10 protein-coding genes are annotated in these 15,841 nt (G+C 51.5%); 3 read left to right on the top strand and 7 right to left on the bottom strand.

Going from position 1 to position 15,841, the window contains the following annotated elements:
* Positions 1 to 143 precede the first annotated feature (143 nt).
* Both ACTHTY_RS05590 and guaA read left to right on the top strand, forming a co-directional pair.
* On the top strand, positions 144 to 470 hold the full coding sequence (locus ACTHTY_RS05590; protein WP_004464437.1) for a hypothetical protein: 327 nt from the start codon (positions 144 to 146) through the stop codon (positions 468 to 470).
* A 148-nt stretch (positions 471 to 618) separates the two neighbouring features.
* On the top strand, positions 619 to 2,184 hold the full coding sequence (gene guaA, locus ACTHTY_RS05585) for a glutamine-hydrolyzing GMP synthase (protein WP_440366720.1): 1,566 nt from the start codon (positions 619 to 621) through the stop codon (positions 2,182 to 2,184).
* Positions 2,185 to 2,255: 71 nt separating this feature from the next.
* Here the strand turns inward: guaA and gloB are convergent, their stop codons facing one another.
* The 7 genes from gloB to ACTHTY_RS05550 all read right to left on the bottom strand — a co-directional run bounded on the left by gloB (position 2,256) and on the right by ACTHTY_RS05550 (position 13,989).
* Positions 2,256 to 3,005, bottom strand: coding sequence for a hydroxyacylglutathione hydrolase (gloB, locus tag ACTHTY_RS05580; RefSeq protein WP_440366719.1), 750 nt, complete (start codon positions 3,003 to 3,005; stop codon positions 2,256 to 2,258).
* A 23-nt stretch (positions 3,006 to 3,028) separates the two neighbouring features.
* Positions 3,029 to 4,108: a hypothetical protein gene (locus ACTHTY_RS05575; protein WP_440366718.1), complete on the bottom strand. Its 1,080-nt coding sequence runs from the start codon at positions 4,106 to 4,108 to the stop codon at positions 3,029 to 3,031.
* A gap of 186 nt (positions 4,109 to 4,294) precedes the next feature.
* Positions 4,295 to 8,191, bottom strand: coding sequence for a phosphoribosylformylglycinamidine synthase (gene purL / locus ACTHTY_RS05570; protein ID WP_440366717.1), 3,897 nt, complete (start codon positions 8,189 to 8,191; stop codon positions 4,295 to 4,297).
* Between the two features lie 306 nt (positions 8,192 to 8,497).
* A complete protein-coding gene (rep, locus tag ACTHTY_RS05565; protein WP_440366716.1) occupies positions 8,498 to 10,498 on the bottom strand; it encodes a DNA helicase Rep in 2,001 nt (666 codons plus the stop codon).
* Between the two features lie 90 nt (positions 10,499 to 10,588).
* Entirely contained in the window at positions 10,589 to 11,524 is a 936-nt protein-coding gene (locus tag ACTHTY_RS05560; protein ID WP_440366715.1) for a dihydroorotate oxidase, read from the bottom strand.
* Between the two features lie 226 nt (positions 11,525 to 11,750).
* The gene (locus tag ACTHTY_RS05555) at positions 11,751 to 12,932 is read right to left on the bottom strand and encodes an aspartate aminotransferase family protein (RefSeq protein WP_440366714.1); all 1,182 of its coding nucleotides are present in this window, start codon (positions 12,930 to 12,932) and stop codon (positions 11,751 to 11,753) included.
* Positions 12,933 to 13,044: 112 nt separating this feature from the next.
* Entirely contained in the window at positions 13,045 to 13,989 is a 945-nt protein-coding gene (locus ACTHTY_RS05550) for a class I SAM-dependent methyltransferase (protein ID WP_440366713.1), read from the bottom strand.
* A 336-nt stretch (positions 13,990 to 14,325) separates the two neighbouring features.
* On the opposite strand from ACTHTY_RS05550, the gene ACTHTY_RS05545 reads away from it, so the two are divergent.
* Positions 14,326 to 15,735, top strand: a complete 1,410-nt coding sequence (locus tag ACTHTY_RS05545; RefSeq protein WP_440366712.1) for a DEAD/DEAH box helicase — start codon at positions 14,326 to 14,328, stop codon at positions 15,733 to 15,735.
* The last annotated feature ends 106 nt before the right edge of the window (positions 15,736 to 15,841 follow it).

Genomic DNA, 15,841 nt, shown 5'->3' with positions numbered 1-15,841 from the left:
ATTTCGGTTTGCCGCTGTTCAGACGGCTTTTTTGTTGTGCCAACCTTTGCATAATTACACACAAGATTGCATTTTTATATCTTGCCTGCATGGCTGACGCACCCAATAATACAGGCCGTCTGAAACCTTTACGGAGCGTTGTTATGTCCCGCCCCTCACTTTTTCTGCCTTTATTTTTGATTATCTTTGGTGCGATTTGGTTTTTACGCGCTACGGATATTTTGCCTGCGACATCGACAATGATTGCCGGCGCATTAATTATTTTGGGCCTTGCCGTGTTGATTATGGACGGTATCAACAAACAGTCCATCGTTTCCGGCCCGATGTTGGTTTATATCGGCACAGCCATTTATCTGCACATGAGCTACTGGATTTACCTCTCGCCGTTGCTGGCCATCGGCATGGTCGTGTTGGGTTGCCTGCTGTTGCTCTCGCGCAGCGATATGATTCCTGAGAAACACACAAAATAGAAAGATGAGAGATTTGGGTTTTGCCCTATAAAGGCCGTCTGAACAATGGTATAATCCGCCGATTCAGACGGCCTTTTTTATTGTGGTTTAAATTTGAAATTTACCCTCACGGCCGCACCGTTTTCTTACATTTTGCAAAGTTTCCGCCATGACCCAAGACAAAATCCTTATTCTCGACTTCGGCTCGCAAGTTACCCAGCTGATCGCCCGCCGCGTGCGCGAAGCCCATGTTTACTGCGAATTGCATTCTTTCGACATGCCTTTGGAAGAAATCAAAGCCTTCAATCCGAAAGGCATCATCCTCTCCGGCGGCCCTAATTCCGTATACGAATCCGATTATCAAGCCGATACCGGTATTTTTGATTTGGGCATTCCGGTTTTGGGCATCTGCTACGGTATGCAATTTATGGCGCACCACTTGGGCGGCGAAGTTACCCCGGGCAACCAACGCGAATTCGGTTATGCGCAAGTTAAAACCATCGACAGCGAGCTGACACGCGGCATTCAAGACGATGCGCCAAACACGCTCGACGTATGGATGAGCCATGGCGATAAAGTTTCCAAACTGCCTACCGGCTTCTCTGTCATCGGCGATACCCCGTCTTGCCCGATTGCCATGATGGAAAACGCTGAGAAACAATTCTACGGCATCCAATTCCACCCTGAAGTGACCCACACCAAACAAGGCCGCGCGCTGTTGAACCGCTTTGTCTTGGATATTTGCGGTGCACAACCAAGCTGGACCATGCCGAACTACATCGAAGAAGCCGTTGCCAAAATCCGCGAACAAGTCGGCAGCGACGAAGTGATTTTGGGTTTGTCCGGCGGCGTGGACTCTTCCGTAGCGGCCGCGCTGATTCACCGCGCCATCGGCGACCAACTGACCTGCGTGTTTGTTGACCACGGTCTGTTGCGTTTGAATGAAGGCAAAATGGTGATGGATATGTTTGCCCGCAACTTGGGCGTACGCGTGATTCACGTTGATGCCGAAGAGCAGTTTTTGGCGAAACTGGCCGGCGTGACCGATCCGGAGAAAAAACGCAAAATCATCGGTGCGGAATTTATCGAAGTATTTGATGCTGAAGAGAAAAAACTTACCAACGCCAAATGGTTGGCGCAAGGTACGATTTACCCTGACGTAATTGAATCCGCAGGCGCGAAAACCAAAAAAGCCCACGCCATCAAATCCCACCACAACGTCGGCGGCCTGCCTGAAAACATGAAGCTCAAATTGCTTGAACCATTGCGCGACTTGTTCAAGGACGAAGTGCGCGAATTGGGTGTGGCTTTGGGCCTGCCTCGTGAAATGGTGTACCGTCATCCGTTCCCCGGTCCCGGTTTGGGCGTGCGTATCTTGGGCGAAGTGAAAAAAGAATACGCCGACTTGCTCCGTCAAGCAGACAATATTTTCATTCAAGAATTGCGCAATACTACCGATGAAAACGGCACATCTTGGTACGACCTGACCAGCCAAGCCTTTGCCGTATTCCTGCCTGTGAAATCCGTCGGCGTGATGGGCGACGGCCGTACTTACGATTACGTCGTAGCTTTGCGTGCCGTGATTACCAGCGACTTTATGACTGCGCACTGGGCAGAGCTGCCATACTCGCTGCTTGGCCGCGTGTCCAACCGCATCATCAACGAAGTCAAAGGTATCAACCGCGTAGTTTATGATGTCAGCGGCAAACCGCCTGCCACGATTGAATGGGAATAATCCCTAAATAATAAAGGCCGTCTGAACAGATATTGTTCAGACGGCCTTTATTATTTAGGGAGCAAGCCCAATTAAAATTGATTTTTCAATTCACGCAAAGCGGCGAAGACTTCGAGTTCGCTGTTTAATTTTCGTCCGCTCAATTCTTCGGCGCGTGCCTGAACTTGGGGCAGGTCTGCGCGGAAAAACGGATTGACTTTGCGTTCGTGCGCTAGGCTGACAGGCAGTGTCGGCGTGTGTTCGGCTGCGGCCAAGGCCGTCTGAATATCGGCGTTGTCCGGCTCGATATGCTGGGCAAAGCGCAGGTTGGAGGCGGTATATTCGTGCGCCGGATAAAACAGCGTTTCTTCGGGCAGTTGGTTGAATCGGTGGAAGCTGTCGTAAAGTTGCTCGATTGTGCCGGTAAATACGCGGCCGCAACCGGCGGAGAACAAGGTATCGCCGCAGAAAACATGCAGGCCGTCTGAATTTTCCAGCAGATAGCTGATGTGGCGGTCGGTATGGCCGGGGGTTGCCCAAACGGTAACCAAGCCTTCGCCAAACGGGAACTGCGTGCCTGCGGTGACGGTATGCGTCGCCACGTCGATGTCGCTTTCGCCATAGATTGGTGATTCTAAGAAGCCGTTGTGCAGCGCTTTTGCGCCGCCGGTATGGTCATGATGGGGATGGGTAATCCATGTTTGCGCCAGCATCAAGTGGTTGTGAACAAGGAATTTTAAGACCGGCGTGGCATCGGACGGATCGACGCAGACGGCATGATTGCCTTCTTGAATCATCCAGATGTAGTTGTCGTTTAGGGCTTGGATTGGTGTGATTTTCATATGCTTTCTTCTGGTTTGGGGTTTCAGACGGCCTCTAAATAATCTTTGATATTCGGGCTTTGGCCGAATACGGCTTCATGGGCTTGCTGGATGCTCAGTCGGTTGAACAGCAATCTTTGGGTTTGGTCGCCGTCGATAATCCGCACTTGGCCTTGCAGTTTGGGCGCATCGTGATGAAAGGTATTTTTAAACGCATGCCAATGGTCAGCTTGCAGATGGACGGTGGCAAACATATCGTGCGAAATATTGACGCCGACGCTCAATAGCTTGGCCGAGGCTTGCAGGCAGAAACTGCTGTCGCCAAACAGGCACAGTCCTGCGTTTTCAGGGTAGCGGAACAATTCGATTTTCACGGCTTCGGGTTCGGCAAAAATGTTGCAAAACAGCCGTTCAAACAACGACGGCTGCGCCACGCCTTCGCTCAACATACCGTAAAGCCCGCCCAGCCAATCGACATAGCCGAGAAAAGTGAAACGGTAGTCCTGCATAATGGCTTCAATGCGCTTGGGGTCGCGTTTGCTGATCAAGCGGACAAATTCAAAACCGACTTCCGGCAGCCGCGCCCGAAGTATTTGGTGCAGACGGTGGGCAAACAGGTTTTTATGGTTGTGCGGATTGCGCAGGATACCGAGGAATTTCAGCCGCAATATCCGCCACAACGCATCGGGAACTTTGACCGTATCGGGTTCGCCTGTTTTCAGACGGCCTGCAGGTAAGGTGCGCAGGTGGTTGCAGGCCTCTTCGTAGCCGCTTTCATGACGGTTGAACCAGCTTTCCAGATTGTATTGGTTGGCGGAGTCTTCGACAAAGGTCAGCGTATAGAGGTTTTTCGCCGCCAGATTGCCGATGATGTTGACGCTTATCGCTTCGTTGCGGTTTTGTTCTTTACCACGGGCTTTTTCGCCAGTATGGAACATTGACAAGGGCAGGCGGTAAACGTTTTGGTTTTGCGGGCTGACCTGCGGATTATGCGAATGCTGCCGCTGCTCGGTTTGGGCGATGAAGTGGTGTTCCTTCGTCGGATTCGCGGTCAACAGGGCGTAAGGCTTTTCTCCGCATTCGGAAAATTCGCAATCGCTGAGGATAAAGGCTTGTCGAGTCATAATGTCGGGAAAGGCCGTCTGAATATGTCGATTATAGTTTAAAAGTGAGAATTATACAGAATGACGGCAGTCGGTTTCTATAAGTAAAAGCTTACATAAAGGCCGTCTGAAAACAGGGAACGGCAAATTTTGCTTTTCCTGTTTTCAGACGGCCTTTCTTAAAGCCTGATCAAATTAAGCTTCTCATTAGCCCAAAGCTTTTCTTGCACCGGCAAAGAGGCGGTACCAGCCGGACAATTCCGTCCAGTCTTCCGGTTTCCAGCTCATTTGTGCGGCGCGGTATACGCGTTCCGGATGCGGCATCATGATGGTAACGCGGCCGTCGGCGTTGGTCACACCGGCGATGCCTTGCGGCGAGCCGTTGGGGTTGAGCGGGTAGGTTTGGGTAACCTGGTTTTGTCCGTCGACGTATTGCAGCGCAATGCCCAAATCGGCGGAGATATTGCCGCCGTGAAGCGCGAAGTCGGCGCGGCCTTCGCCGTGGCTGACCACGACAGGCAGGCTGGAGCCTTGCATTTCGTTCAGGATCAAGGAGGCTGATTGGGGGACGTGAACCATGCTCAGGCGCGCTTCGAACTGTTCGCTCAGGTTGCGTTTGAACTTCGGCCAGCCTGCCGTGCCGGGGATGATTTCGGCGAGGTTGCTGACCATTTGGCAGCCGTTGCACACGCCCAATGTCAGCGTGTTCGGGTCGGCGAAGAAGGCGGCGAACTGGTCGCGCAAGGCGGGGTGGAACAGGATGGATTTCGCCCAGCCTTCGCCCGCGCCGAGTACGTCGCCGTAGCTGAAGCCGCCGCACGCCGCCAGCATTTTGAAGTCGGCAAGGTGGACGCGGCCTGCCATCAGGTCGGACATATGCACGTCGTAAGCATCGAATCCGGCGCGGGTGAAGGCGGCGGCCATTTCGATTTGTCCGTTCACGCCCTGTTCGCGCAGGATGGCGATTTTGGGTTTCGCGCCGCTGTTGACGAAAGGCGCGGCGATGTCTTCATTCACGTCGAATTTCACGTCGGCAAACAATGCGCTGCGGTAGTTGTCGTCAATTAGGGCAAACTCGCTGTCGGCGCAGGCAGGATTGTCGCGCAGACGTTGAATGGCGTGGCTGGTTTCCTGCCATGCGCGTTGCAGGTCGGCGCGGTTTTGTTCCAATACGATGCCTGCTTGGTTGCGGATAACGATTTTCTCGTCAGTACCGATGGTCGCAATGGTATGCAGTGCCAAATCAGCTTCTTTAAACAAGGCTTCTACGGCCGCAACATCTTGTTTGGCAATTTGAATCACTGCGCCCAGCTCTTCATTGAATAATGCGCGAATGCTGGCTTCGTTGACGTCGGCTTGGCTGGCAACCAGCGAGGTCAAATCCACATTGACGCCGATACGGCCGGCAAATGCCATTTCTACCAAAGCGGCAAACAAGCCGCCGTCGCTGCGGTCGTGATACGCCAAGAGTTTGTCTTTGGCGACAAGCTGCTGAATCACGCCGTAAAAGTCTTTCAGACGGCCTGTATCGTCCAAATCAGGCGCGTCGCCGGTCATATTGTTGTACACCTGACCGAACGCGGAGCCGCCCATACGCGCTTTGCCGAAGCCCAAATCGATAAACAGCAATACGCTGTCTTCGACGTTTTTCAACTCAGGCGTAACAGTCTTGCGTACGTCTTCCACTGGCGCAAACGCGGAGATAATCAGGCTCAACGGCGAAACCACGGATTTTTTCTCTTCGCCATCCTGCCACACGGTTTTCATCGACAAGCTGTCTTTGCCCACGGGAATGCTCAAATCCAATGCTTGACAGGCTTTAGAAACTGCTTCAACGGTGCGGTAGAGTTTTTCGTCTTCGCCTTCGTTGCCGCATGCCGCCATCCAGTTGGCGGAAAGTTTGATGTTGCCGATGTCGCCGATATTGACCGCAGCGATGTTGGTGATGGCTTCGCCGACGCACATTCTGCCCGAAGCAGGCGCGTCAAACAGGGCGACGGTCGGTTTTTCGCCCATAGACATCGCTTCGCCGCGATAGGTATTGAAGCCCATCATGGTAACGGCGCAGTCGGCTACGGGGGTTTGGTATTTGCCGACCATTTGGTCGCGGTGGGTCATGCCGCCGACGCTGCGGTCGCCGATGGTAATCAGGAAGTTTTTAGCGGCTACGGTGGGCAGGCGCAAAACACGGTAGGCGGCTTCGGTAATGTCGATATTGCCGGCGTTAAACGGTTTTTCAGACGGCGTAACCGTTTTGTCGGTGCGCGTGGTTTTAGGCGGTTTGCCGAGCAAAACGTTCAATGGCAAATCGACGGGGTTGTTGGAGAACAAATCGTCGCGTACTTTCAAATGGCCGTCGTCGGTCGCCGTACCGACTACGGCAAACGGGCAGCGTTCGCGTTCGCAGATGGCGCGGAAGGTCTCCAAATCTTTTTCTAAAATGGACAATACATAACGTTCTTGCGATTCGTTACACCAAATCTGCAATGGGTTAAGACCGTGTTCTTCCAGCGGCACTTCGCGCAGTTTGAATACCGCACCGCGTCCGGCATCATTGACCAGTTCGGGGAAGGCGTTGGACAGGCCGCCTGCGCCGACGTCGTGGATGGAGATAATCGGGTTTTGGTCACCGAGTTGCCAGCAGCGGTCGATGACTTCTTGCGCACGGCGTTCGATTTCGGGGTTGCCGCGTTGTACGGAGTTGAAGTCCAAAGATGCGTCGTTTGTGCCGGTGTTCATGGAAGAGGCCGCGCCACCGCCCAAGCCGATGAGCATGCCCGGGCCGCCCAGTTGGATCAGCAATGCGCCTTCGGGGATTTCGTCTTTGTGTGTTTGTTGTGCCTGAATGCTGCCCAAGCCGCCGGCAATCATAATCGGTTTGTGGTAGCCGCGAACCTGACCGTCAAATTTTTCTTCAAAAGTGCGGAAGTAGCCCAAGAGGTTCGGACGACCGAATTCGTTGTTGAACGCTGCGCCGCCAATCGGGCCTTCAATCATGATGTCTAGGGGAGAAGCAATATGGCCGGGTTTGCCATATGCTTGTTCCCAAGGCTGTTTCAAGCCCGGAATATTCAGGTTGGAGACGGTAAAGCCGGTCAAGCCTGCTTTCGGACGCGAACCTTTGCCCGTTGCGCCTTCATCGCGGATTTCACCGCCCGCACCCGTTGCCGCACCCGCAAACGGCGCAATGGCGGTCGGATGGTTGTGTGTTTCCACTTTCATGATGATATGGGTGTCTTCTTCGTGGAAACGGTAGCCTTGGTTTTCCGCCGCATTCGGATAGAAACGTTCGACTTTTGCGCCTTCGATCACGGATGAATTGTCTTTATAGGCAACGACTGTGCCTTCGGGATGCGCATTGTGTGTATCGCGAATCATGCCGAAGAGGGATTTCGGTTGTTTTTCGCCATTGAGGATGAAGTCGGCGTTGAAGATTTTGTGGCGGCAGTGCTCGCTGTTTGCCTGAGCGAACATCATCAATTCAACATCGGACGGATTGCGGTTTAAAGCCTGATAGTTTTCAACCAGATAATCGATTTCGTCGGCTGAAAGTGCCAAACCCATTTCGGTATTGGCTTTAATCAATGCCTCTTTACCGCCGCCCAATACATCTACGCTGGAGAAGGTTTCCGATTGGATGTGGTGGAACAGTTGCGCCGCTGCATCGATGTCGGTCAACACGCTTTCGGTCATGCGGTCGTGCAACAGGGCTGCCCATTGTTGTTTTTGCCCGTCGGTAAGCGCACCTTCCAACCATACGGCCATGCCGCGTTCGATACGTTCAATGCCTTCCAAACCGCAGTTTTCGGCGATATTGGTTGCTTTGGAAGCCCAAGGAGAAATGGTGCCCAAACGGGGCGTTACCAAAAATAAATGCAAGCCCTCGCGCGCTTTGGGCGTTTGTTCAACGCTTTGCGCTGCCAGTAAGGCTTGCAGTTTTTCGACTGTCGCGGCATCAAGTGCTTTTTCGCTACCGACAAAATACCAAAATTCGCTGCTTAATTTGACTTCGGGCAGGCCGAGGGCGGCTGCTTTTTGGAAGAGTTTTTCAACACGGAAATCGGAAAGGGCGGTTACACCGCGCAAGGGCAGAACAACAGACATGGATTCAGCTCACAAAATGCAGTTGGGGAATCCATTATTATACCTGAAAAATGCGATTTTGCTTGTGAATTTATACTTGAAATGTTGACAATTTTTACTTGTGAACAGAAGACGGAAGAAGCCGTCTTTCCGTCCTTTTGTTTATTTTATATCTGATTATTCAGTTATTTTTATTTATTTTTGAAGGATTGGGCGAAATGGGGTCGGATAGGTGCGACGACATAAAGTGAGGATTATTGGATGGTTGTTTGTGATTTTTTGCTGACAATAAGGCCGTCTGAAACCTTGTTTTCAGACGGCCTTGCGTTATCCTTTCTTTTTATTCCCCAGCATATCCAACAAGCCTGCTAAGTTACTTTTTCCTTCTTCCTTGCTCACAATCGGATCGCCGCCTTTGCGTCCTAAAATTTTGATGTCTTCCTGCGGCATTTCGTCTATGAAGCGGCTCGGCTCGGGGAACTGCCATGTGCCTTGTTTTTTACGTTTGAGGCAGTGGGTCAGCGTAAGTTGGCGTTTGGCGCGGGTGATGCCGACGTACATTAGGCGGCGTTCTTCTTCGACATTGTCTTCTTCGATGCTGTCGTTGTGAGGCAAGATACCTTCTTCGCAACCGACAAGGAAGACGTAGGGGTATTCCAAACCTTTGGAAGCGTGCAGGGTCGAAAGTTTGACGGCATCGACTTCTTCTTCACTTTTGCCCTCCAAAAGCGTCATCAGGGCGATGGTTTGGGCAAGCTCGATGATGTTTTTGCCGTCCTGCTCGCCTTTGCGTTCCAGCCAGCCGGTCAGGTCGGTAACGTTGCGCCATTTAATTTCTCCTGCTTTGCCTTCTTCATTGGCCAACAGGTGGTTTTCGTAGTCGATTTCTTTCAGCAGGTTATGAATAAGCTCGCCTGCTTCGCTGGTTTCAGCTTTGGCTCGGTAGTTTTCAATCATATCCATGAAGGCTTGCAGGTGTTGGCGGTTGGTATGGTTCAACAGGGCAAGCGCTTCTTCGTTTTGCGCGGCTTCATATAGGCTGCATTCGTGTTCGTGTGCGAAGGTATTGAGTTTGCCCAGCGTCACGTCGCCGATGCCACGTTTGGGCGTGGTTACGGCGCGCAGGAAGGCAGGATCGTCGTTGGGATTGGCAAGCAGGCGCAAATAGGACAACACATCTTTGATTTCGGCTTTGTCGAAAAAGCTTTGTCCGCCGGAGAGTTGGTAAGGGACGCGCGCACTGCGCAAGGCTTCTTCAAAAATCCGCGCCTGATGGTTGCCGCGGTATAACACGGCGAAATCGGCGTATTGGGTTTTATCGCCGCCGACCAGCTTCTGCTTGACGATTTGGCTGACAACCCAGTCGGCTTCGTGCTGCTCGCTTTGACAGGCAACGACTTTGACGATTTCGCCTTCGCCGAACTGTGACCAAAGTTTTTTGGTAAAGAGTTTGGGGTTGTTTTCAATGACTTTGTTGGCGATTTTGAGAATCCGCGCGGTGGAGCGGTAGTTTTGCTCCAGCTTGATGACCTTCATCTGCGGATAATCTTCCTGCATTTTGCGCAGGTTTTCCATGTTTGCACCGCGCCATGCGTAGATGGACTGATCGTCATCGCCGACGGCGGTAAACATGCCTTCCGCACCGGTCAGAAGCTTCATCAGCGTAAATTGGCAGGTGTTGGTGTCTTGGCATTCGTCAACCAGCAGATAACGCAGCCGTCGTTGCCATTTGTTGCGCACTTCGCTGTTCTGCTGCAACAGCACGGCAGGCAGGCGGATTAAGTCGTCGAAGTCCACCGCCTGATAGCTTTGCAGGGTTTCCTGATAACTTGCATAGACGCGCGCTGTTTGCTGTTCCCACACATTGGAGGCCGTCTGAACGACATCTTCAGGCGTTTTTAGATCGTTTTTCCAAAGGGAAATTTGATGCTGCGCTTTGAATATAGCTTCTTTGCCCGTACCGCCCAAGAGTTCGCCGATAATTTTGGCGCTGTCGGTAGAGTCGAGGATGGAAAAGTTTTTTTTGTAACCGATTTGATTGGCTTCTTCGCGCAAAATCTTCATGCCCAAAGAGTGGAAGGTGCAAATCGTCAGCCCGCGCGTTTGCGACTTGGGCAGCATTTTAGAGACGCGTTCCTGCATTTCCGTGGCGGCTTTATTGGTAAATGTAATCGCTGCAACGGTATGCGGCAGATGGCCGACATTGACAATCAAATGCTTGATTTTTTGCGTAATCACGCCGGTTTTGCCGCTGCCTGCGCCGGCAAGGACGAGCAGGGGGCCGCCAAGATATTGGACTGCGGCTTGCTGTTGGGGGTTGAGTTTCATTGAAGGGGAAGACGGGTAATATGGGGAGCAATTATACAACAAGGCCGTCTGAAATTTTCAGACGGCCTTGGGCGTTTTTTAGAGTAAACCTTATTCAAAATATTTCAATTTGCCTTTGAAGTCTTCCAGCTTCTCATAGCCTTTTTGCGCCATGATGGCTTTTAATTCAAGGGAAACCCGTTCAAAAATGTCTACGCCTTGCTGGTGTAGCGCCGTGCCGATCTGCACCATACTTGCACCGCACAAGATGTGTTCAAACGCATCACGACCGCTATAAACGCCGCCTGTTCCGATGATTTGGATAGACGGATCCAGTCTTTGATAGAACGCGTGGACATTGGCGAGCGCAGTCGGTTTGATGTATTGGCCGCCTATGCCGCCGAAGCCGTTTTTCGGGCGGATTACGACGGATTCGTCTTCGATATACATGCCGTTGCCGATGGAGTTGACACAGTTGACGAATTTTAGGGGATAGCGGTTGAACACTTTCGCCGCTTGATCGAAATGGGCAATATCAAAATACGGCGGCAGTTTGATGCCCAATGGCTTGTCGAAGTAGGTAAAGGCATTATCCAAAATTATCTCGGTTGTTTCAAAATCATAGGCGATTTGCGGTTTGCCGGCGACGTTTGGGCAGGATAGGTTGAGTTCGGTAATGCCGTTGAACCCGCTGTTTTGCACCTTTTCCAACAGGATATGTGTTTCGCCGGGCGACAGACCGACCAGTGATAGGAAAAATGTCCGTTCCGGCTGAGACTCTTGAAGGGTAAGCAGGTAATCCAGATAGTAATCAATGCCTTGATTCGGTAAGCCCATCGAATTGATGCTGCCGAGAGGCACGTCCCGATAACGCGGCTCGGGGTTGCCTTGACGCGGGGTAAGCGTTGCGGTCTTGGTAATGACAGTGCCTGCCGAAGACTGTCTGACCGCTTCCAATTCCTCAACGGTCATACACGACACACCAGCCGCATTCATCAGGCAGTTGTCAAAAGAAAAACCGGCGATTTGGGTTTTCAACGATACCATCTCCTGCTCCTTTTCTTCGTAAAATCAAATTGTTTGCCAAGCGTAACACGAAGAGGCAGTATGATTTTTAACAAACATCAAATGACAAAGCATGTAGGCGGATGTTGTTTTCAATATTGAAAAAAGGCCGTCTGAAAAACTCAAACGGTCTTTCAGACGGCCTTCACTATATGGCATCAATTAGGAACAAAAGCTGTCGGCTGATTTGGAGATTGGGTTTTAAAAATCAGGCCAACCATTCGGCCAAGGCCGCTTCAAAACGTTTCAAGCCTTCGGCCATGTCTTCATCGTTCAGCAGCAGGCTGGGGGCGAAGCGCACCACATTGGCGCCGGCAACCAGTACCATCAATCCGTGTTTCAAAGCGGCGGCGGTGATTTCCGATGCCTTGCCTGCGTATTCGTCTGCCAACACGCAGCCGAGCAGTAGGCCCATGCCGCGGACTTCTTTAAATACGCCGGTCTTTTCGCCTATTTCACGCAAGGCCGTCTGAAGTTTTTGGCCTTGTTGTTCAACGTGTGCCAATGTTTCGGGCGTATTGATGATGTCAAACGCACGGCTGCCGACCGCACACGCCATCGGATTGCCGCCGAAGGTTGAGCCATGTGTTCCGGGGCCGAAGGTTGGGGCGATTTTATCGGTTGTCAGAATTGCGCCAATCGGGAAGCCTCCGCCCAAGGCTTTGGCGGAGCTGAGAATATCGGGTGTTACGCCGTAATGCTCGTAGGCAAACAGTTTGCCCGTATGACCCATGCCAGTTTGTACTTCGTCCAAAATCAGCAAAGCACCATGTTTGTCGCATAAACGGCGTGCGGCTTGCAGATATTCTTGAGTGGCAGGCAGAATGCCGCTTTCACCTTGAATCGGCTCGATAATCACGGTGCAGGTTTTGTCGCTGACGGCTGCTTCCAATGCGGCAACATCATTGAAGGGAACGTGGGTAATGCCGGCCGGCAGCGGCGCGTAGTCTTTGCTGTATTTGGGCTGGCCGCCGACGGATACGGTAAACAGGGTGCGGCCGTGGAAGCTGTTGAGGCAGGAGATGATTTCGGTTTTGTGTTCGCCAAAATGATCGCGGCCGTATTTGCGCGCCAGTTTCAACGCAGCCTCATTGGCTTCTGCGCCGGAATTGCAGAAAAACACTTTGTCGGCGAAGGTGTTTTCGACCAATTTTTTGGCCAATTCTTGCGCCGGTTGGGTGGTGTAGATATTAGAAATGTGCCAGAGTTTTTGCGATTGTTCGGTCAAGGCTGCGACCAAATCGGGATGACAATGGCCCAGCGCGTTCACAGCAATACCGCCTGACAGGTCAATGTATTCTCGTCCTTCGGTATCCCAAACTCGGCTGCCGAGCGCGCGTTCTGGAATCATGGGGGCGAATGAGAAATTGGGCGTCAGGTAGTTTTGCATGTTATTTTCCTTTTGATATTGTCAACAATTTCTTCAATTATGCGCCTATTGATTGAGAGATTCAATATGGTAATCAGGCCGTCTGAAAACTGGCTTTCAGACGGCCTGATGCTTATTTATGCTTGATTTCCCAGCATTGATGAATTTTTTTGTTGCGGAAATCGTCGGGAACGGACTGCTTGGAAATGTCTTTGACCGCATATTGTTCCGCGACCGAATCGTCCAACACAAAGCTGCGTAGGTTGTTGGAGAAGTACAAAATACCGTCTGAAGCGAGCAGGTTCATTGCGCCGTCGATCAGCTTTTTATGGTCGCGCTGGATGTCGAGGATGTCGAGCATCTTTTTGCTGTTGGAAAAGCTGGGAGGATCCATGACGATCAGGTCAAACTTTTTGCCTTCGTCAGCGGCATTTTGCAGGTATTGGAACACATCGGCACGGACGATTTTGTGTTGTTCGGTGTCGATGCCGTTGAGTTCAAAATTGCGTTTTGCCCACTCGAGATAAGTGTTGGATAAATCGACGGTTTCGCTGGATACCGCGCCGCCGGTTGCGGCATAGACGGTAAAGCTGCCTGTGTAGGAAAACAGGTTGAGGAAGCGTTTGCCCGCTGCGGTGTCGCCAACTTTTTTGCGCGTGTTGCGGTGGTCGAGGAAAAGGCCGGTATCGAGGTATTTGTCGAGGTTGATCCAAAACTTGCGGCCGTTTTCAGTGATGACGAAATCGTCGCCGGTTTTGCCAGTTTTCTCGTATTGCTGTAAACCTTTTTGACGTTCTCGGCGTTTGAGATGAATTTGTTTGGGCGCAAAACCGGTCACAAAACCGATGGCTTCCAATACATCTGCAAGCCATGCTTCGTATTCTTCGGGCTGCATCAGCCAGCCGGTATCGTATTCCTGAAGATGGATTTGGTCGCCGTAAACATCGACGGCAAAGGGAAATTGGGGAATATCGCGGTCGTAAATGCGCCAGGCTTCGATATTGTTGCGTTTGGCCCATTTCATAAGATGTTTGATGTTTTTGCCCAAGCGGTTGGCAAAGGGGGTAATGTCAGTCATGGTTTCAGATGGCCTGAATAAGTATTGGGAAGGGGTTGGATTTTAACGCACTTGATGCCTTTTTGCTTGACTGTTACCCATAAAATCTATATTATTCGCCGTTCGCCTTTTGATACGAAGCCATCGTCATCCAACCTAAACCGCCGTTTCGGGCGCGTTTCTTTTATTGCTTGCATATTTGCAAAGCCTTTTCTGTGCAGGTTGTCGTCGATGTTAACCACAAGCAAGATGCTTGCGACAACCCTGTAACTTCACATTTCCCGTATCGTTACTTTCCTTTGCTTCAGGTCGTCTGAAATTGTTCAGGCGTGCGCGTTGTTGTCTCTTAGGATAGATATGTCTATTAAATTTGCCGATTTGAACCTTGATAAAAACATTTTGTCTGCCGTACGCAGCGAGGGTTATGAAAGCCCGACCCCGATTCAGGCGCAAGCGATTCCGTTTGCTTTGGACGGCCGCGACATCATGGCTTCGGCACAAACCGGTTCAGGCAAAACCGCAGCCTTCCTGCTGCCTACCTTGCAAAAACTGACCAAGCGCAGCGAAAAACCGGGCAAAGGCCCGCGCGCTTTGGTATTGACCCCAACCCGCGAACTGGCGGCTCAGGTGGAAAAAAACGCGCTGGCGTATGCTAAAAATATGCGTTGGTTCCGTACTGTCAGCATTGTCGGCGGTGCATCTTTCGGCTACCAAACCCGTGCCCTGAGCAAACCGGTTGACCTGATTGTCGCCACTCCGGGCCGTCTGATGGACTTGATGCAAAGTGGCAAAGTTGATTTTGAACGTTTGGAAGTGCTGATTCTGGACGAAGCCGACCGTATGTTGGACATGGGCTTTATCGATGATATCGAAACCATCGTTGAAGCGACGCCTAGCGACCGTCAGACTTTGTTGTTTTCCGCCACTTGGGACGGCGCAGTGGGCAAACTGGCGCGCAAACTAACCAAAGACCCTGAAACCATCGAAGTTGAGCGTGTGGATGATCAAGGCAAAATCGAAGAGCAGCTGTTGTACTGCGACGATATGCGCCATAAAAACCGCCTGCTCGACCACATCTTGCGCGATGCCAATATTGACCAATGCGTGATTTTTACGTCCACCAAAGCTATGACCGAAGTCATCGCGGATGAATTGTACGAAAAAGGTTTCGCCGCCAACTGTCTGCACGGCGATATGCCGCAAGGCTGGCGTAACCGTACGCTGATGGACTTGCGTAAAGGCCGCTGCAAAATTTTGGTTGCCACCGACGTTGCCGCACGCGGTATCGACGTACCGACCATTACCCACGTTATCAACTACGACTTGCCGAAACAGGCTGAAGACTACGTTCACCGCATCGGCCGTACCGGCCGCGCTGGCCGTACCGGTATTGCGATTACTTTTGCCGAAGTGAACGAATACGTCAAAGTACACAAAATTGAAAAATACATCGGCCGTAAATTGCCTGAGCTGACCATCGAAGGCATGGAGCCGACACGCAAACGCAAATCTGCCGGCGGCAAACCAAAAGGCAAAGGCGGCTGGGGCGATCGTAAATCCGGCGGCTGGCGCGGCGATAAGAAACCGGCTAAAGAAGGCTTCGGCGGCAAATCACGCGGCGAAGGTCATAAAAAAGACGGTTTCAAAAAAGATGGCTTTAAGAAAGACGGTTTCAAGAAGTCTGACGGTTTCAAAAAAGGCGGCGAAGGCTTTAAAGGTAAACGTAAGTCTAACGATGGCTTTGGCGGCAAACACAAAAGAGGTTGATTGCTTCAATCTTAAGGCCGTCTGAAAAGACATAAGGGCGTGTGAAGACACGCCCTTTTTTATGGTTTAAAGTTTTCGCATATAAAAAAGCGCGGGATTGATCCCA

Source organism: Neisseria sp. P0019.S002 (assembly GCF_051957155.1).
Classification (GTDB): Bacteria; Pseudomonadota; Gammaproteobacteria; order Burkholderiales; family Neisseriaceae; genus Neisseria; species Neisseria perflava.
The sequence above is the reverse complement of the archived record's forward strand: the minus strand, read 5'-3'. Positions and strand labels throughout refer to the sequence as shown.

Coding starts and splice junctions, on each gene's coding strand:
- rep (WP_440366716.1), bottom strand. CDS start 10,498: ATGAAACTCAACCCCCAACAGCAAGCCGCAGTCCAATATCTTGGCGGC.
- purL (WP_440366717.1), bottom strand. CDS start 8,191: ATGTCTGTTGTTCTGCCCTTGCGCGGTGTAACCGCCCTTTCCGATTTC.
- ACTHTY_RS05560 (WP_440366715.1), bottom strand. CDS start 11,524: ATGGTATCGTTGAAAACCCAAATCGCCGGTTTTTCTTTTGACAACTGC.
- ACTHTY_RS05550 (WP_440366713.1), bottom strand. CDS start 13,989: ATGACTGACATTACCCCCTTTGCCAACCGCTTGGGCAAAAACATCAAA.
- ACTHTY_RS05545 (WP_440366712.1), top strand. CDS start 14,326: ATGTCTATTAAATTTGCCGATTTGAACCTTGATAAAAACATTTTGTCT.
- guaA (WP_440366720.1), top strand. CDS start 619: ATGACCCAAGACAAAATCCTTATTCTCGACTTCGGCTCGCAAGTTACC.
- ACTHTY_RS05590 (WP_004464437.1), top strand. CDS start 144: ATGTCCCGCCCCTCACTTTTTCTGCCTTTATTTTTGATTATCTTTGGT.
- ACTHTY_RS05555 (WP_440366714.1), bottom strand. CDS start 12,932: ATGCAAAACTACCTGACGCCCAATTTCTCATTCGCCCCCATGATTCCA.
- gloB (WP_440366719.1), bottom strand. CDS start 3,005: ATGAAAATCACACCAATCCAAGCCCTAAACGACAACTACATCTGGATG.
- ACTHTY_RS05575 (WP_440366718.1), bottom strand. CDS start 4,108: ATGACTCGACAAGCCTTTATCCTCAGCGATTGCGAATTTTCCGAATGC.